Source organism: Leptolyngbya sp. CCNP1308, assembly GCF_034932455.1.
In the GTDB taxonomy this organism is placed as follows: Bacteria; Cyanobacteriota; Cyanobacteriia; order Phormidesmidales; family Phormidesmidaceae; genus Nodosilinea.
This window is the reverse complement of sequence record NZ_JAYGIH010000116.1, coordinates 15,871-32,862: the sequence shown is the minus strand read 5'-3', so window position 1 is coordinate 32,862 and position 16,992 is coordinate 15,871. Positions and strand designations below refer to the sequence as shown.

At 56.1% G+C, this 16,992-nt stretch carries 20 protein-coding genes and 1 tRNA gene; 11 read left to right on the top strand and 10 right to left on the bottom strand.

Annotated elements, in window-relative coordinates; all coding sequences use genetic code 11:
- Nucleotides 1–176: 176 nt before the first annotated feature.
- Together tnpC and VB780_RS30395 are read left to right on the top strand one after the other, a co-directional pair.
- A complete protein-coding gene (gene tnpC / locus VB780_RS30400) occupies nt 177–1,292 on the top strand; it encodes an IS66 family transposase (RefSeq protein ID WP_323354941.1) in 1,116 nt (371 codons plus the stop codon).
- A gap of 18 nt (nt 1,293–1,310) precedes the next feature.
- Nucleotides 1,311–1,544: an IS66 family transposase gene (locus tag VB780_RS30395; protein WP_323354940.1), complete on the top strand. Its 234-nt coding sequence runs from the start codon at nt 1,311–1,313 to the stop codon at nt 1,542–1,544.
- 598 nt (nt 1,545–2,142) lie between these two features.
- On the opposite strand, the gene VB780_RS30390 is transcribed toward VB780_RS30395, so the two are convergent.
- Nucleotides 2,143–2,225: transfer RNA gene (locus VB780_RS30390), tRNA-Ser, on the bottom strand.
- A 278-nt stretch (nt 2,226–2,503) separates the two neighbouring features.
- Here VB780_RS30390 and VB780_RS30385 point away from each other — a divergent pair.
- Together VB780_RS30385 and VB780_RS30380 are read left to right on the top strand one after the other, a co-directional pair.
- Nucleotides 2,504–3,157, top strand: coding sequence for a sigma-70 family RNA polymerase sigma factor (locus tag VB780_RS30385; protein ID WP_323354939.1), 654 nt, complete (start codon nt 2,504–2,506; stop codon nt 3,155–3,157).
- A 303-nt stretch (nt 3,158–3,460) separates the two neighbouring features.
- Complete coding sequence (locus VB780_RS30380; RefSeq protein WP_323354938.1) at nt 3,461–4,036, top strand: anti-sigma factor family protein; 576 nt, start codon at nt 3,461–3,463, stop codon at nt 4,034–4,036.
- A gap of 125 nt (nt 4,037–4,161) precedes the next feature.
- Here VB780_RS30380 and VB780_RS30375 read toward each other — a convergent pair whose 3' ends face one another.
- The 3 genes from VB780_RS30375 to VB780_RS30365 all read right to left on the bottom strand — a co-directional run bounded on the left by VB780_RS30375 (nt 4,162) and on the right by VB780_RS30365 (nt 5,733).
- Nucleotides 4,162–4,380, bottom strand: a complete 219-nt coding sequence (locus VB780_RS30375; protein ID WP_323354937.1) for an NAD(P)H-quinone oxidoreductase subunit O — start codon at nt 4,378–4,380, stop codon at nt 4,162–4,164.
- A gap of 72 nt (nt 4,381–4,452) precedes the next feature.
- Complete coding sequence (locus VB780_RS30370; protein ID WP_323354936.1) at nt 4,453–5,304, bottom strand: DNA-formamidopyrimidine glycosylase; 852 nt, start codon at nt 5,302–5,304, stop codon at nt 4,453–4,455.
- A gap of 195 nt (nt 5,305–5,499) precedes the next feature.
- Nucleotides 5,500–5,733 (bottom strand): photosystem I reaction center subunit IV, encoded by a 234-nt coding sequence (locus tag VB780_RS30365; protein ID WP_323354935.1) that lies wholly within the window; start codon nt 5,731–5,733, stop codon nt 5,500–5,502.
- 369 nt (nt 5,734–6,102) lie between these two features.
- Here VB780_RS30365 and VB780_RS30360 point away from each other — a divergent pair, with 369 nt between their 5' ends.
- The 7 genes from VB780_RS30360 to VB780_RS30330 all read left to right on the top strand — a co-directional run bounded on the left by VB780_RS30360 (nt 6,103) and on the right by VB780_RS30330 (nt 11,398).
- The gene (locus tag VB780_RS30360; protein ID WP_323354934.1) at nt 6,103–6,606 is read left to right on the top strand and encodes a phycobilisome protein; all 504 of its coding nucleotides are present in this window, start codon (nt 6,103–6,105) and stop codon (nt 6,604–6,606) included.
- Nucleotides 6,607–6,756: 150 nt separating this feature from the next.
- Complete coding sequence (locus VB780_RS30355) at nt 6,757–7,440, top strand: V4R domain-containing protein (protein ID WP_323354933.1); 684 nt, start codon at nt 6,757–6,759, stop codon at nt 7,438–7,440.
- Nucleotides 7,437–7,736: a hypothetical protein gene (locus VB780_RS30350; protein ID WP_323354932.1), complete on the top strand. Its 300-nt coding sequence runs from the start codon at nt 7,437–7,439 to the stop codon at nt 7,734–7,736. Before VB780_RS30355 ends, VB780_RS30350 begins: the two co-directional genes overlap by 4 nt.
- 89 nt (nt 7,737–7,825) lie before the next feature.
- Nucleotides 7,826–8,314 (top strand): hypothetical protein, encoded by a 489-nt coding sequence (locus VB780_RS30345; RefSeq protein ID WP_323354931.1) that lies wholly within the window; start codon nt 7,826–7,828, stop codon nt 8,312–8,314.
- A gap of 98 nt (nt 8,315–8,412) precedes the next feature.
- Nucleotides 8,413–9,075, top strand: a complete 663-nt coding sequence (locus VB780_RS30340; RefSeq protein WP_323354930.1) for a V4R domain-containing protein — start codon at nt 8,413–8,415, stop codon at nt 9,073–9,075.
- A gap of 7 nt (nt 9,076–9,082) precedes the next feature.
- A complete protein-coding gene (locus VB780_RS30335; RefSeq protein WP_323354929.1) occupies nt 9,083–10,909 on the top strand; it encodes a serine/threonine-protein kinase in 1,827 nt (608 codons plus the stop codon).
- A 99-nt stretch (nt 10,910–11,008) separates the two neighbouring features.
- Complete coding sequence (locus VB780_RS30330; RefSeq protein ID WP_323354928.1) at nt 11,009–11,398, top strand: RidA family protein; 390 nt, start codon at nt 11,009–11,011, stop codon at nt 11,396–11,398.
- Nucleotides 11,399–11,575: 177 nt separating this feature from the next.
- Here the strand turns inward: VB780_RS30330 and VB780_RS30325 are convergent, their stop codons facing one another.
- From VB780_RS30325 to VB780_RS30300, 6 genes are all read right to left on the bottom strand, one after another.
- A complete protein-coding gene (locus VB780_RS30325) occupies nt 11,576–11,929 on the bottom strand; it encodes a hypothetical protein (RefSeq protein ID WP_323354927.1) in 354 nt (117 codons plus the stop codon).
- A complete protein-coding gene (locus tag VB780_RS30320) occupies nt 11,926–13,362 on the bottom strand; it encodes a radical SAM protein (protein WP_323354926.1) in 1,437 nt (478 codons plus the stop codon). Before VB780_RS30320 ends, VB780_RS30325 begins: the two co-directional genes overlap by 4 nt.
- 10 nt (nt 13,363–13,372) lie before the next feature.
- Nucleotides 13,373–14,113: a prolipoprotein diacylglyceryl transferase gene (locus VB780_RS30315; protein WP_323354925.1), complete on the bottom strand. Its 741-nt coding sequence runs from the start codon at nt 14,111–14,113 to the stop codon at nt 13,373–13,375.
- A gap of 56 nt (nt 14,114–14,169) precedes the next feature.
- On the bottom strand, nt 14,170–15,372 hold the full coding sequence (locus VB780_RS30310; RefSeq protein ID WP_323354924.1) for an argininosuccinate synthase: 1,203 nt from the start codon (nt 15,370–15,372) through the stop codon (nt 14,170–14,172).
- Between the two features lie 596 nt (nt 15,373–15,968).
- Nucleotides 15,969–16,205 carry a type II toxin-antitoxin system prevent-host-death family antitoxin gene (locus tag VB780_RS30305; RefSeq protein WP_323354923.1) on the bottom strand — a complete coding sequence of 79 codons (237 nt, stop codon included), beginning with the start codon at nt 16,203–16,205 and terminating at the stop codon, nt 15,969–15,971.
- A gap of 64 nt (nt 16,206–16,269) precedes the next feature.
- Nucleotides 16,270–16,866: a Uma2 family endonuclease gene (locus VB780_RS30300; RefSeq protein WP_323354922.1), complete on the bottom strand. Its 597-nt coding sequence runs from the start codon at nt 16,864–16,866 to the stop codon at nt 16,270–16,272.
- Nucleotides 16,867–16,992 lie beyond the last annotated feature (126 nt).

Here is a 16,992-nt window from a genome sequence, read left to right as displayed (position 1 = left end):
ACCCCCCTCTACTCTAAGAAGTAGAGGGGGGTTCGTTTAAGGAAAATTATTTGACTTAATACTCTTAGAGGTTGCCTCGGCGCTGTCTTGACTGAGCATTTGCTTTAAGCTTCTGTGAAAGTGATCAACTGGGTTGACGGATACCGGCGGATGAGCGAGGGTGGTAGACTTTTGGCATGAAAGACCTGCCGCCGTTAGAAGGCCTCAGTTCTGAGGAGAAAGACGCTCTGATTCAAGAGCTGTGGCAGATGGTGCAAGCCTTGCAGACAGAGGTCGAGAGGCTCAAAGGCAAGCGAATTGAGAAGACGTCGGGCAATTCGAGTTTGCCACCGGCAAAGGGTTTTAAGCCAAACTCAGAGGGTTCCAAGCCCAGCCGAAGCCAGCGAACTGCAAGCGTGGGCCGAGCGGGTGGGGGACGAGACCTGAGTGCATCTCCCGACCAAGTGGTGGTCGCGCAAGTGAGCCGTTGCCCTCACTGTGGCACGGCGGTAGAGCGAGCCAGTCAACAACTTAAAGCTGTCTATGAGCGGATTGAACTACCCCAGGTTCGCCCTCAAGTGACCCGAGTAGAACGGTATGGGGGAGACTGTCCGTGCTGTCAGCAGCGCTATGAAGCCCCCGTCCCGGTCGGGTTAGCGCCCGGTTCGCCCTTTGGACAGAGTATTGCCAGCGTGGTGACATATCTGAGGTACCACCATGCGGTGAGCTATCAGTGGCTCAGCCAACTGATGGGGGATCTGTACGGGGTGACGATCTCCGAAGGGGCGATTGCAAATCTGCTCCAGCGGGTTCAAACCCAGCTTGCCGCGCCAGTGGCACGGATTGTCGAGCGGTTGCGCCGCGCGCGTCTGGTGTGCAGCGATGAAACCAGTGCCCGGCTCAACGGTCGCAACCAGTGGGAGTGGGTGTTCCAGAATGGCCAGGAGTGCTTGCATGTGATTCGTCCCAGTCGGGGCAAAGTCGTCATTGATGAGATGATGGCAGGCCATCGCCCTCAGGTCTGGGTCTCCGATTTGTTCAGTGCTCAAAAGGCCCATCCCGCCGAGCGTTGGCAAGTCTGTCTGGCCCATCAGCTGCGGGATTGTCAGTATGCCATTGATGCAGGCGATGACCTCTTTGCCCCCCGGATGAAGCGGCTGTTATTGCGCGCTATTGCGGTGAACCGACGACGACATCAGTTGGCTGAATCAACCCTTGGGCAATACCACTCTCGATTCCGAGGCACCTTGCGGGAGATCTTGAATTTAAAGCCCAAGTCCCCTGAGGGGCAGCGATTGCTCAAGCGCTACTAAAAGATCTGAGAGCATCTGTTGCTGTTCCTCGACGATGAGACGGTGCCGCCGACCAACAATTCCAGTGAACAAGCACCGCGCTGGAGTGTGGTCTTTCGCAAGGTCACCCACGGCTTTCGCTCCGACTGGGGTGCGGAGTTGTTCGCCCAGGTACGCTCGCTGGTGAACACCGCTCGTCGTCAGGGTATGTCTGCCTTCAACGCCATTTCTCATGCCCTTACCTCACACCAGTCTGATTGGCTACTGAGTTGAGCAATTACCTTCTGTGAAAGTGATCACCAATAAAGTCGACAGGGCTTGTGATTGAAGAGTGATACTATTTATGTGTGAAGGAATGACACATGCTTCTTTCGAGGTTAACTCCGATCTTTAAATGGGTGCTGACCTAGAGCGTTTCGCAACTTCCAAGAAAACTAGCCTCGCCCAGAAGCGCTGCAATGGGCTGAATAGAAAGGCTAGAAAGGCGCGTAAGCTGCATAGCAGGCATGACTTGCTGAGCCTCGTAGAAAGCTTACAGGTAAATTACAGGTAAAATCGAGTAGCAGAAGCAACGGCTCCATCAAATTGCTTTGAGCGTTGCCAGTAGCTTTAGAAAAACACTGTCTGTCGTAGCGGCGTCCGCAAGGCAATCGGCGATGATCTAATCTGGAACGCCAATGGATAAAGCTCCTACTTCGTTAACTGATATGCGATCGCTCACGAAGTTTAGGAGCACTGCCAGGACTACCTATGCGGGTGTCATCGTCCTAATGAATTGCTGGAGCAATTGCGATTGTGCATTGGAAAGGCCAAATCTCGGCAGTACCTGCTGATGGGATCCCACTTCATCAGAACCTGACGAACTGCGGTACGGAGAGGGAGGGATTCGAACCCTCGGTGCTTGCGCACACCCGATTTCAAGTCGGGCGCATTCGACCACTCTGCCACCTCTCCTAGAAGGTATGTCTACTATGTGATTAATCCACCCATCTGTTATATCACTCCAATGGCAGACTTAAAAATCAATTTTGGTGCTTACGGGTGAGGGCGACTCCTGCCTTTTAGTGGTGTGCCAGACAATTCACAGGCACAAGGGAAGTTATGGAACGCGGTTGCCTTCGTCACAATGTTTCACATTAATCACGTCTCTCTTTGGAGCCACAGCGCCACTCTTATGCAAACCCTTGTGATTTGCTGGTGGCCATGCAATGTCGGCCTAATATACAAACGCTATGAGTCAATCCATGTTCTCGACCTGGCCTGTTTCCATCAGCGCCCCCAAGGTTGCTGTTAAGCCTGAACAGCTGACTAGCACGGAACTGGTAGCCCTCTGCCAGCAACGGCTACGGCCCGAGCGAATGATGTTCGCCGAACTTCTGCGCCGCTACCAAGGCCATGTGGATAAATTGCTCTACCACCTTGCACCCGACTGGCCTGATCGGGCGGACCTTGCTCAAGAGGTCTGGATTCGGGTGTACCGCAACATGCGCCGCTTGAATGATCCCGCCAAGTTTAAGGGTTGGTTGGGTCGCATTACCACCAACTTGTTCTATGACGAACTGCGGCGGCGTAAGCGCAACCGCGCCACTCTCTCCCTCGATGCCCCCCTAGCCCTTGAAGATGGCAGCATTGACTGGGACGTACCCGCTAGTACTCCTGGTCCTGTTGATACCATGATGACCCGAGAATTTTATGATCAGCTGCATCGGGCCATTGCCGATCTGCCCGAAGTCTTTCGCACCACTATTGTGTTGCGTGAGATTCAGGGGCTCTCCTATGAAGAGATTGCTGAAATGACTGGGGTGTCGTTGGGTACTGTTAAGTCTCGCATTGCCCGCGCTCGACAGCGGTTGCAGGCCGATCTGCAGCCCTATCTTGGCCATTAGAACAAACATATTTGGGGTGCTCTGCCAACCAGCTTTGCATTTTTAGCAATTTGCAACGCATTGAAGGAACGGATTGGGAGTAACTGCACGTCTATATAGCTATGCCTAAGTAGAACTAAACGTCTCTGTCTGAGGATATATATTTTGCTTGTCAGAATTCCCCCACGGAGTATACCGGTTTTAAGGGGTTGGCATTATGATCAGTAGCGTTGGTAAACATTGTTTGGTCTAGCAAAGTGCTAGATTGAGGCATTGTTCGCCACGGTCGTTGTTTAGTTGCTTACTCCAGGTGTTGTTTTTGGTATGGCTACTTTTCCATATATGCCTAGCCAGGTTCAGCGTTCATCCTCCAGCGGTGCTGCTGACTCAGATGAGTCCCCGATATCTATACTGCCCTGCTGTCATGACTTAGATGCTACTAAGCGCGATCGCTTCGAGCTGCTAAGCGCCTATCTCGATGGCGAGGTCACTCCTGAAGAGCGTCAGCAAGTGTTATGTTGGCTCCAGCAAGACGACAGTGCCCGTGCCCTCTACAATCGTTTGCTTACGCTGCGTCAGGGTTTGCGCACTCAGAGGGGCTCCTCCGATTGTGATGCAGAAGCTACCCTTGTTGGTGTGTTCCATTGCCTCAACCGTCGACTTAAGTTAGTGACGATGGCGGGTCTTGGGGTAGCTGCCATTGGTGTAATCAATCTTTTATCGGGTGGAGCTGGCGCAGGCAGTTCTTCTTGGCGGATGGCCACCAGTACTCGGCCCGAGGCTCTGCAAATTGCCCTTGATAGGCCAGCTTTTCCGATTCCTGAGGCATCGTCGGCTACGTCTACCGATCTAGCTAGCCCTATTGAATCTGGTGGCCTTCCCATCGACTCTGAATTGTAGATACTTTGGGTTAAAACTCAGCCCGGAACAAAACGCAGAGCGGATTAAGGTTGCTTGAAAGCCTTAGTCCGCTCTGTGTTTGTGGCCTCGATCTACTTATTCCAGCCTTATATGCCAGGGTAGGTCTAAAACTTTTCTAGCTGGTCGAGGCGCAGCCAGATATTTGGAGTTGGTACCTCACCAAACTTAACCAGGGCGTAGTCGTTACTAGTCTCTAAAATTTCTCCCCGGGTTTCAAATAGATAGGACGGAAACCGGGTATCGCTAGCGGTGGCCTCCAGACTATTTTCGAGCTTGTCGCGTACGGCTCGTACTAGGTCGCCACGCTTTAGAGTTGCTGCCATAGATCTATTTACTGTCAACCTCAGCCCTACTGTACACGAAATTTTCCGGTATCTCCCTAGCGCTATCCCTCTTTAACGTTGGCACTTAGGGCAGTAGTGAGCCGATCGCCCCGCTAGCTTGAGGCGACAAATAGGGGTAGCGCATAGACGGCAGGGTTCGCCTTCGCGATCGTAAACCCAGGCAACGCCGCCGTAGTTGCCGTTGATGCCGTAGATGTCGCGGTAGTCGCTAAAGGTGGTGCCCCCTGATTCAATGCTGGTGGTAAGTACCTCACGAATAGCGTTGTGCAGTCGCTGGAGTTGCTGAGGCCCAATGCGATCGCTGAGGGTGAGCGGCCTAAGACCGCTTAAAAATAGCGCCTCATCGGCGTAGATATTGCCAACGCCTGCCACCAATCTCTGGTCGAGCAGGGCGTTTTTGATGGGGCGACGGCTGAGGCTGAGGCGCTGGCGCAGGTAAGCTACCGAAAAACTGTCGTCAAAGGGTTCTGGCCCTAGGGCTTTTAGGCCCGTCATCACGCTTTCGGGGACAGCCCCAGGGGGTACCCACCAGAGACGGCCAAAGGTGCGCTGATCGACGTAGCGCAGCTCGTGGTTATCGCTCAGCCAGAGACGTACCCGGCAGTGGGGTTGCACCGGAGTTTTGGGGTCGAGCCAGAGCAGTTGCCCGGTCATGCGCAGGTGTACCCCCAGATAGCCGCCAGCGCTGCCGTCGGACTGGGTAAGCTGCCCCAGCAAATATTTTCCCCGACGGTGCCAGGCCGACAGGCTGGTACCAGTGATGCCAGATAAAAACGCGGCTTCATTGTTGATTGGATGGGCGATCGCCCGGGCCAACAGCACCTGCCCCCCCTCTAGGCGATGGCCTGGTGTTACCCGCGCCAGGCCGCGCCGCACGATTTCAACTTCAGGTAGTTCTGGCACAGTTTAACCTTTGGGCTGCTGCCCCCTCGCGGCGTGTCCCTAAACTATAGCGATCGCTCGGAGAACAAAACACCCAAACGACCAAGGCCCATGCCGAAGCACGGGCCTTGAAGGTGCTGTATGGAGCTGGTTGGATTCCTAGGGTTCCTGTCAGAGCGCTGAAGGCAGCTTTCAGCAGGGGCTAGAGGATTCCGCTTAGCCCTCAGCAGCGGCCTTGGCAGCAGGCTTTTTAGCCTTAGGGGCCTCAACCTCTTGCAGCTCGGCCAGAGCGAAGTTGTTGGTGTTGATGCCGGCGTAGTTGACTTTGTCAAAGCGCACTACCGCGGGGTATTTGATGCCGCTTTGGTCGATGGTGGCAACGGTGCCGACTTCCCGGAACCAGTAAGACTCTTTGCGGAGAATGCGAACTTTAGAACCACGTTGAACCATGAACAATGCCCTCTTGAAAATCAATATTAATGGCAGCTTGCCCAGGCCAAACCTCAGCCCAGGCTCATTGCAAAAAGCCGTGGCTAAGCTTGGATAGGGGGTTATTCCATGTCCACCAGATTACTACGAGTCTTTAGCGTCATGGCGACAGGGGTTTTAAGTTTTATTGCAGCCCCAAAAACAGGATCCGCAAAAATCAAGGGAGATTATGGGGTAATCAGTTCGCAGCCTAGATTGACAAATCAGCGACCGCTCAGGGGGCAGAAGAATGCTGAGGACGATGATTAAAATTTCTTGGTCACGATTTTGTTTACACTTCGCAACACAAGGGAATTCTAGATATCACCGACCATAGGAGACTGGCCCAGCATGTTCACTAACGTTCAGGCCCTAACGCAAGCCACGGACGGGCGCTATGCCTCCGATCAAGAGCTGATGTTTTTTCAGCGATATCTAAGCTCTGTTGGCATCCGGCTGCGGGCCTATCAAAAAATTCAGGGAGCCGAGCAGCAGATTATCAGTCAGGTTTTGACTCGACTCAAGGTTCAACGGCCCGATATATTTCTGGTGGGCGGGCAAGATTTGGCCGCCAAGTGGCAGCGAGACACCGTGCGAGTGCTGCGCTACAGCGCCACGGCACTGCTGCTCGACGACTCGGAACGGTTTAAAGACACCCTGCTGCTGTGGTTTCAAACCATCATGCGAGCCTTTGGGGCTCAGGAGAGCTGCAATCTCACCTACACTGCCATGCAGGAGGTGATGGCTCAGCATCTCAATGGTGAAGAGCTAATCCTGTTTTTGCCCATCCTGGAGCTGAGTCGTATGACCTTGGGTGGGGCGATTACTACGTTTTGTATCACAGCCGAGGGGTAGGGGCAGGGATGATGCCTTCTGTCTGGCGGTTTCAGCCTGATGCAGGCGGGTTAGGGATGGTGCGATCGCGCCCCAGCACTGTTAATTTTGCGTTGGCTTGGGCACATTACAGCTATCACTGAAAACAGTCTTACAAGGCCTGTTCGATTTATGGTTATGTCCACAGAGACCGCCCACCGTCTGCACCAAAAATTTCCCAAAAAGCATAACCACTATGCCCTGCGGGACTTCTTTCAATTTAATGGTGACTACGGCACCATTACCGACTGGAACGACACCCGCAATGTGCTTACCAGCGAAGACTTCATCATTGGCCTGCTTGAGGGGCTGCAAGAAGAAGTCGGCGACGCCTCGGCCGCCATTATGTACACCGTGGGCTTGGAGTGGGGCAAACACGACTCGCTGGTATTTGAAGCCTGGTTTGAGCGCGAATTTGCCATGAGCCCCCGCCGCGCCAACCTGATGTTCTTGCTCGAAACCTGGTGGTGGCCCTTCATTTCCCAGGGCTGGGGCCGGTGGGAGGTCGATATGAGCGATCGCAAGCAGGGCTTTATGTTCATCAACGTGTTTGACTCCGCTGTGGCCCGCACTCTGGGCGACGTGGGCAAGCCCGTTTGCCACCTCTACGCCGGTCTGTTTGCCGGATTTTTTACTGAGATGGTGCGCAAGCAGCTGAGCTGCATTGAGATTCAGTGCTACTCCATGGGCGAAACCTACTGCAAGTTTTTGCTGGGGGGCCGTGAGCGCATTGATGCTGCCTCCTTCTGGATGAATGAAGGGGCCAATGCTCGCGATATTGAGAAGCGCCTGCGGGCCGGGGAAGGTGGCCAATGAGCATGTTCCCCGAAGAGTCTCAGTCCGCTCAACCCTGGCTAAGGGAAACGGTGCAGTCTTTTTTTCAAGCTGTGGCTTGGGATGGGCGGTCGACCCTCGCTATGCCAGGACTGGGGGCTACCGCTCGATCAGAGTCAACCATGACCATGACCGTTAGCGATTTCTTCCAAAACATTGCCTGGGATGGTCAGCCTACCATCGGTGTACCCATCTCTCCCCTGGCGGCGACGGCCACTCCTGCCGCTGACCCCAATCTCGATTTGACCCTAGACGGGTTCTCTGACCTATTTGGCTAGCCTGTGCCATTGCTAGACTCGCTCACTGACGGTAAGCGCTAACCCCCTCGACCACCTACCTGCGCCCCACTTCCCCGGAGAATTTTGCCATGACCTTCAAGCTCGACACCCTATTTGACTCGCCCGACAAGCAATACCTCGACGCCAACGACCTCAGCATCTTGAGTCAGTACGTCAGCTCAATTCCGGAGCGCATGGCAGTCTACCGCACCCTGCGAGATCAGGAAATCGCCATTATGCAGCCCATTGCCGATGCTCTCCAGCAGCAGGCGGGCCACCCCGAGCCTTTAGTGGAGCGCAGCGTGCGCAACGGGCTAATGGTGCTGCGCTACGCCGCTATGGCGATGCTGCTCGACGACGATGGCTTTGTGGAAGAGCGCTTGCAGGGCTGGCTGCCCGAGATGGTTAAAGCCTATGAAACCCAGGCCGTCGATCAACAGCTGTTTCAGCTGCTGCATCAGCAGCTGGCCAAGGTGTTTTCGCCGGCCCAGCTCAACCTGCTCAAGCCCAGCCTAGAGAAGGCCAAAGGCTTGATGCTGAACACTCGCGAAACCGTCACCCTGGCCGGGTTACTCTAGGCGAGTTTGAAGCGGTTTGGCCGTTGGGGGTTGCCCCCGTCCCGCTAGTGCTCGGCGGGTCTGACCACCACCATTACTACCTGTGAAGGACGTTAACTATGGTTTCTGTTGCCGATTTACTCACCGATGGCCGGCTGCCCGGCAACTACTTCGCCCAAGATCTCTACGTGCGGGGCTCGACTGAGCTGGGCCTGCTGGAAAATCGTCGCGGCGATCGCCTCTTGGCCATCCCTGATTCGCTGCTCCAGGCGATTTATTCTGGGCTAGAAAAAGAAACCGGTCAGGCGTCGGGGCTGGTGCTCTATAACTGTGGCCGCTGGTGGGGCAAAAACTTCTATGCCCGCTTCTGTGAAGAACTGGCCGACTACTATAAGCAACCTCTCTCTAGTCTGTCGATGGCTGAATTTCTCCAGTCGCTACAGCAGTGTTGGAAGACCCACGGTTGGGGCCAGATTCATCTGGATATTACCTATCGCGATCGCGGCTTTCTGGGGGTTGAGATTTGGCATTCTCCCTTTACCGCCGCCGCCCCCCAGGGCCAAAAACCGGCGGGCGATCTGGAGCGCGGCATTCTTGAAATCTTTTTTAGCCAGCTTACCGGACGCGAGCTGCGCTGCGCCCAAACCAGCTGTACCGCCAAAGGCGACGACTGCAACCGCTTTGTTCTAGGTTTAGAAAAACGGCTCCAGCCCGTAGAGGCGATGGTGGCTAGCGGCCAGGCCCACCAGGCGATTATGCAAACCCTGATGCAGCAGGGGTAACCAAACGGTGGCCCTCACCCGGCAAATTCGGCGATCGCAGTATTACATTCTAGGGCTGGTTGGGCATGGGCAGTTTGGTCGCGTCTACTGCGCCATCCACCGCAAAACCGGCGACCTGGTGGCGATTAAAGACCTTCACAAAGACCGCTTTCCCACCCACAAGTTTTTGCGAGAGCTGCGGTTTTTGATTAGCCTTGAGCATCCCAGCATTGTCACCTGCCATGCGCTGGAGCACTCTACCAGTGGCCGTCAGCTGGTACTCGACTATTGCGAGGGCGGCACGCTGCGATCGCTGCTCGAAAGCGACACCGTACTCACCGTTCAAGAGGTGCTGGGCTTTGTCCTAGATATTCTCGCGGCTCTAGAGTGCGCCCATCGCCAGGGCATTGTGCACTGCGACATCAAGCCCGAAAACATTCTTATGGAGCTGGTGCCCGGCGGCTGGGTGGCGCGGGTGTCTGACCTGGGCATTGCCCGCCTCAGCCAGGAGGCCACCCAGGCCGATATGGGCCACACCGGCTCACCGGCCTATATGGCCCCAGAGCGGTTTTATAACCAGCATCCTCCCGCCGCCGACCTCTATGCGGTGGGCATTATTTTGTACGAGCTGCTGCTGGGCCAGCGGCCTTTTTCGGGCACCCCCATGGAGCTGATGGTGGCCCACCTCAATCGCCCGCCGATAGTGCCCACCCAGGTAGCCGAGCCCTTTAGTCAGGTACTGCGCAAAGCACTCCAAAAGCTGTTGCCCAAGCGATACCTCAGGGCCCGTGACATGCGCGCCGACCTGATGGCGGTCTACCAGACTTATCAAACCCAGGAGCTGCTGGGTCAGCCCGCCTTTGCCAAAGCGCTGCCGGAGCTAGATTTAGCGGCAGATTTGCCCTTTGTAACGCTGCCGCATCCCACGGCTGTGATGGGGTTGGTGCCTCTGCCCCACCAGGGCCATCTGCTGGTGACCTGTAGCCAGCAGCGGGTGTGGTTTTATCACTGGCCCCAAGCGGGCATGACAACGCCCAAAGATAGCCAAGGGTTTACGCTACCTGCCCCCGTGCGGCGGTTTTTGCCGACCCCCCAAGGTGGCCTGTTGGTCACCACCGAATCGCTGCATTTGCTATCGATGACCCACGGGCTGGGCTGCATTGCCCACGGCCTTTGCCCCGACGGGGTAGCGGTTGCCCCCCATGGGCGCTGGTTTGCCACGGCCCAGCCGGCGACCGGAAATTCCTTTGCCGTGTCTCTGCGTCAGCTGACGATGTCTTCGGGGCAGGGGGTGAAAATATCGGCCCCGGCAATTGTGGTGATTTCCGGTAGCAGCGGCGATCGCCTAATCGACCTGCTGGCTCCAGATAACCGCCACGCCGCGCTGGTTGTACGCCGAGGCAGCCGTACGCTATTTCACGCGATCACCCGCCGGGGCACTTACCTGGGGTCGGTTTCAGCCTCAGTGCCTCTGCATACCCTGGTGCCCACCCAGACCCCCTACCGCTACCTGGCCCTAGAAGAAAACTGCCCTAATGCCTTGCTGATTGTCGATCTAAAGCCCTTTAGGATGCTGCGATATCGGCTCGATATCGCCCCCCAGTGGCTGTTTGAAACCGCTGTGGGCTATGGCTTACTGAGTCCAGAGGGGGGATTTTCGCTGATTAACGACGAAGGCCGCATTATTAACCGTACGGCCGGGCTGCCGCGACCGCAGGCGATGGTAGCTTGCCATTCCAAGACCAGCGCCGACGGGCTAGCACCCACCCAGTATCTATGGAGTGTGAGTGCAGGTCAGCAGAGCCGGATCTACCCGGTGGATTTATCCCACCTGGCTCCCGATATTCTGTTTTAGAGGTTTTTATCTCAATGTTTTGGCAGAAGCATTGAATCGTTCACGCTGCGATCGCAGGTTAGTCTACACTCTAGGGCTGTTGTTGCAAGCACTACCCCTATGCTGGAATTCATGACCCTGCCCAATAATCTGCTGCCCCCGGTAGCGCCCTACTCCCACGCGGTGCGGGCGGGAGACTTTTTGTTCGTCACCGGGCAGTTAGCAGAAGATCCGGCCACGGGCGAAGTGGTTAAAGGCCCCATCGAAGCACAGACCCGTCGAGTGATGGATAACCTCACCCTAGTGCTTGGCCATGCGGGCAGCGGTTTTAACAAGGTGGTCATGGCGAGGATCTTTGTCACCGATTTTCGCTATTACAAAGCGGTGAACGCCATCTATCAGTCGTACTTTGGCGATGCTCCCCAGCCCAGTCGCACGACTGTTGGGGTCACGGCCTTGGCGGGCTATGGGGATGTGGAGATTGATTTGATTGCCTACTGCGGAGAGTAGGGGCATGGGTGGGCAGGGATAACGAGGGTTCCCTGCCCACTTATGAATGTGTCTCGATTGAATGTGCTTGGTGGTCGATGGCGATAGGCCAGCTCAGTGTTGCGCCATCGCGGCTTCGTCGGGCTGGTGCTGCGATCGCTGCCCAGGGCTTTGACTGTTCACTGGGGCGGGCATTCTCTAGCCGACGCCAAACATAGAGACGAAGCAGGCTCCGTTGACCAGGGCTGTCAGCACAGCGGCAATGATGACCCCCTTCGACCTGGCTATGAGCCGTCGCCGCCGAAGGGTAATCACTAGCGGAATTACGTAGATCAGCTGCCAAAACAAGAACCCAGCCGCCCCAATTACCCAGGGATAGACAAAGAAGTAGTTACCAATGCCGACTACGGCCACCACCAACCCCAGAAGAAAGATCAGTACCCCTGCCACAACGTGACAGCCCAGCAGCAGCAGCATACCCTTGACAATTTCCAGGGTCTCATTGGGGGGCGTAGGATCGTTTGGGGGTGGGGCATCGGTGGGGTTTGTCATGGCGCTAGGGTGGGGGTAGCAGCTTGAACTTCGGCCAGTTTGGCGGCTCCGGCGCTGCCCTCCCGGTAAAACAGATTGTAGGTGTCGAAGGGGATGATGCGGCCATCGGGGTGGACGATGTGAATGCACGATCGCTTCACCGATCGCACATCAAAATTGTAGGCGTCGAGAAACTGCACAATCATAATGCGAAAAATATTCTCGTAGGTGATGCCACTGGGCACCGCTACCTGGGGCAGGCAGCAAAGCAGTTGCTTTAGCGCCTTGGCCGACGACTGCGGGGAGTGGCTGGTGGAAAACAGCTCGAAGATTTTTTGTTTGAGCTGGGGATCTTGCTCGTAGAGCACCGAGTTGGGCATCATCTCCACGAAGGTGGGCGTGGAGAACATGCCCGTGAGAGGGATTACTTGACCTTTAACCTTGAGAGCGTAGGCCATCGCCAGCGAGTCGGGGTGGCAGGGTACGGGGAGAATATCCTGGGGTTTGAAGTGGGGGCTTTGGTTAAGAATGGCGCGGCGCACTTCGGTCAGAGTGTAGCGATCGCGCCCCGCCTCAAACCCTTCCAATCTTCCTGCCGCCTGGATCGGCTGAAACGTCACGCCGCGCACACACCGCTGGGCCAGGGCATAGTCAATGATTTTGCCAATTTCGTGGTCATTGAGCCCTTTTTTGAGGGTGACCACCAGGGTGGTGGAGAGGTTGATACCGTTGAGGCGATCGATCGCCTGCTGCCGTGTGGCCCGCAGGTCAGCCCCTCGCAGTTCGCGCAGGGCTTTCTCCTCAAAGCTGTCGAATTGCAGGTAGATCTCGGTGCCGGTTTTGTACTCGGCAAGGCGATCGCAGAACTCCGCATCCTGGGCAATTCTCAACCCATTGGTGTTGATCATCAAATGCTGAATCGGTCGGGCCTTGACCAGCTCTAGTACTTCAAAGAAGTTGGGATGTAGGGTGGGTTCGCCGCCGCTGAGCTGTACCACCTGAGGTGCGCCCTCGTTAGCGACGACTGCATCCAGCATGCGCTCGATCTCGGCTAGGGAGCGATGGCGGCGGGGCTGGCTAGCAGCGTTGTGCTCCTCTACGCCTGAATCGGCATAGCAGATGGGGCAGCTCAGATTGCAGCGATCGGTCAGTTCGATCAGCGTCAGGCAGCTGTGCTGCTCATGGTCGGGGCAGAGGCCGCAGTCGTAGGGGCAGCCGTAGCGAATGGGGGTGTTGAACTTGAGGGGCATATCCCCCGGTTTGATAAATGCCTGGGTTTGCCGGTAATACTCTTCGTCGTCGGCAATCAGCACCTCCTCGCGCCCGTGGGTAGGGCAGTGCTTAATCAGATATACACCCCCGTCTTGGAAGACAATTTTGGCTTCAACTTTACCCAGACAGCGCGAGCACAGGCTGTTGGTCAGAGCGTAGAACAGGTAGGGGCGGGTGGGCATGGGGGCGCTGCTACGAAACTGTGATCTCCCGCCGCGAAAGCTGTCGCAGCCCATAGGCTACACCCAGCAGGCAAGCAAGCTGAATAAAGCTTAGCCCCCAGAGCGGCTGAAAGTCGGGCTTGAGAAAATCAACCGCCCAGCGAAAACTCAAGTAGCCGACCAGGTAAAGCTGAAAGCGTTCTCCCGAGGGGCGATCGCGGCGACTGTGCCAGGCTAGAAAAAATCCAAGGATGATCAAAAAAACAATCTCGTAAAGCTGGGTGGGGTGGCGGGGCAGACCATCGCCAAAGTCGATTCCCCAGGGCAGGGCGGTAACGGTGCCGTAGGTGCGATCGCTCAGCCCGGTCAAAAAGCACCCCACCCGCCCGATCGCCGTCCCCGCCAGCAGCGGAAACACAAAGGCATCGCCGGTCGATTGCGTCAGACCAATCCATTTTTTGGTCAGCTCGACGCCGATCAGCCCGCCCAGCAGCGCCCCCACCACGGTTTTGCCCTGCAAGCCCAGCAGCAGCCACGATCGCCAGTCGCTCCATAACAAATCCCCATGCTGGAGCAGCACCAAAACCTTGGCCCCCACCAGCGCCCCAATCAGCCCACCCACCACCACCGAGCTGCGCTGGCTCAGGGGGATAGCGTCCTGGGTGACGTTGCGGCGCAGTAGCCCCATGGCGACCCCGTAGGCCACCACCTCAAACACAAAATGGGGGTGGAGCTTAAACGCCCCCACCCCCAGATAGACTGGAAACAGCATGAATTGATGCGAGTAGATGAGGTAAACCGCAGTTTAACCCAGCCTACCCCTAGACGCTAACCGCGCAGTTTCTCAGACCAGACGCGGGTGGGCAGACCCCACACGTAGATAAAGCCCTCGGCAGCTTTGTGGTCAAACTGGTCGTCGGAGCTGTAGGTAGATAAAGCATCGCTGTAGAGAGCCAGCTCAGACTGGCGCCCCACCACCCGGTTGGTGCCTTTAAACAGCTTCACTCGCACGGTGCCGCTGACCCGCTCCTGGGTCTGCTGAATGAAGGCATCCAGCGCCAGCTTCAGGGGGCTGTACCAGAGGCCGTTGTAGACCAAGCGGCTGTAGCTCTCTTCAATGCCGCGCTTGTACTGGGTGACATCGGCGGTGAGGGTGAGGCTTTCTAGGTCGCGGTGGGCGTCGATGAGCACCAGCAGGGCGGGGGCTTCGTAGATTTCGCGCGACTTGATGCCCACCAAGCGGTTTTCAATCATGTCGATGCGGCCCACGCCGTGGCGACCGGCGATTGCATTCATCTGGGTGATCAGCTCCACTGGGCCGAGCGCCTGGCCGTTGAGGTGGGTGGGCAGCCCCTTGGTAAAGCCAATATCCACATATTCCGGCTCGTTGGGGGTGTTTTCGATCGCCTCGGTCATTAAAAACACTTCTTCCAGCGGCTCGGTCATAGGGTTTTCGAGCGGCCCTGCCTCAATGCTGCGGCCCAGCAGGTTGCGATCGATGCTGTAAGGGCTAGACTTCTTCACCTGAAAGCTGAGGCCGTTTTTTTCGCCGTAGGCAATGGCTTCTTCGCGGCCCATGCCCCACTCGCGGGCGGGGGCCAGCACCTTGAGGCTTGGGTTGAGGGCGGCGATCGCCACGTCAAAGCGCACCTGGTCGTTGCCCTTGCCGGTGCAGCCGTGGGCAACGGCATCGGCCCCGTAGCGATCGGCGGCCTCCACCAGAGCCTTGGCAATTAGCGGGCGGGCCAGGGCGGTGGAAAGCGGGTAGCGATTTTCGTACAGGGCGTTGGCCTGGATGGCGGGGAAGGCGTAGTCGGTAATAAACTCTTCGGTCAGGTCGGCCACCAGAGATTCTTTCACCCCGGCATTTAGCGCCTTGAGGCGAATGGGCTCTAGCTCGTCGCCCTGGCCCAGGTCTGCCGCCAGGGTAATCACTTCTTTAACGCCCCACTCTTGCATTAGGTAGGGAATACAGACGGTGGTATCGACGCCACCGGAATAGGCTAGAACAACTTTCTCTGCGCGACCCATGGGCAATTCCCTACTTTCGTTAGACGATTCGTTTATATAGCCGTCCTGCGCTGACGACTAGCTGGGCCAAAGCCTGGGGTTCTAGATAGAACGGTAACGCTCTGGCCATGGCTATCTTATATGGAGTTGCCCGCCCTGCACTACGGCGATTTAGCAAGATCTGATGACATCTGGCCAGCTAGCAGCCAAGTCATACGCTACATGACGCTAACCGAGTAAGCCCGAATGACTGGATCTACGGTTGCGATCGTTAACCCACTCTCTAATGCTTGGCAAATAAGCATTCTGTCAAAGGGATCACGGTGTAGCAAGGGTAAATTGGCTAGCTGAACTACGCTGTTTTCATCCAGAGCGAGGCTGGCTATCCAGAGCGAGGCTGGCTATCTGGTGCAACTCACGCTATTTGGGTAAATACGTTCCAGGATTTTCGGGCAAAGGCAGTTTGCCTAGCTGGTATTTAACCATTGCCTCCCACACTGAAACTGCGCTTCAGTAAACCTCGTTGTTGGAAGCCCGGATTGCCTCTCGGAGGTCTACAGCCAATCGAGCATCGCGGGAGATAAACCACAGAAAAATATGCGTATCCAGCAAAATTCTCATTTGCCTTCGAACGCGCTGAGAATGTCTTCTGGCAAAGGGGCGTCAAAGTCGTCTGGAACGGTGAATTCTCCCGCACACAGACCAAAGGGCCGCAATTGCTGTTGAGGTGCAATGGGTCTAAGTTCGGCAATGGCTTGGTCAGAGCGCACAATCACCACTGTCTCCCCAGCTTCGACCTGGTGCAGGTACTTCAATGGATCGTGCTGCATTTCATCAATTGTTACCCTGACCATTGGGCTACCTCAACTCTAAAACAGTATGGGTATACCAGTGCCTTACCCTCAAAAAAAGCCTAGCTTATTGCAGCAGCGATCGCTGAAACGTCTTCACCGCCTCAACGTGGTTTGCCATATTGATGCAGCGCAGCAGCAGCGTCAGATCAATCCCGCTCACCTCTTCGCTGGTGGCAATTTTTTCATAGCTCAGGGCATCGTTCGTGCCCCGCAGATGATAGACCTCTAAGACGCCGTCTTCCCACAACCAGATTTCTTTGATCTTTAATCGCCTATAGGCTTCTAGCTTGTTGATGCCCCCGGTAGAAAACACCACTTCGATCGCTAGATCGGGGCGATCGCGACCGGGGGCAAGTTTGTAAGACTCATCGGCCTCACGTTTGACGGCCCCGCCTTCACTTTCTAGGGTCATGGAGCCAGTGGGGGTGAAGTCAAACCCAGCCATGAGCAAGTAAAGCTCTAGCAGGGCGGCAATGCGCTTTTTGACAGTTTCGTGGGGTTCCCCTGGCCTGCGTCGAATCTCCAAAACGCTATCTAAGAATGAGAGCCGATAGCCGGGACGGTCTAACAGTTGCTCAATCGCTTTGAACTCTCGCCAGGTGAGATCTTCAAATAGGAGAGGGGCTGCTTTGTTGGGAGGGGCGATCGCCGCTGGGAGCATAGGAATCTCCAATCTGTCTAGGTAAGGGCTTGGAGATGGGAAGTCCATCACAGTTTGGCAGTGACTGTATCTAGTATTCCACAGGCAAGGGCACTGCTTGGACTGCCCACGATGGTGCTCCTACCA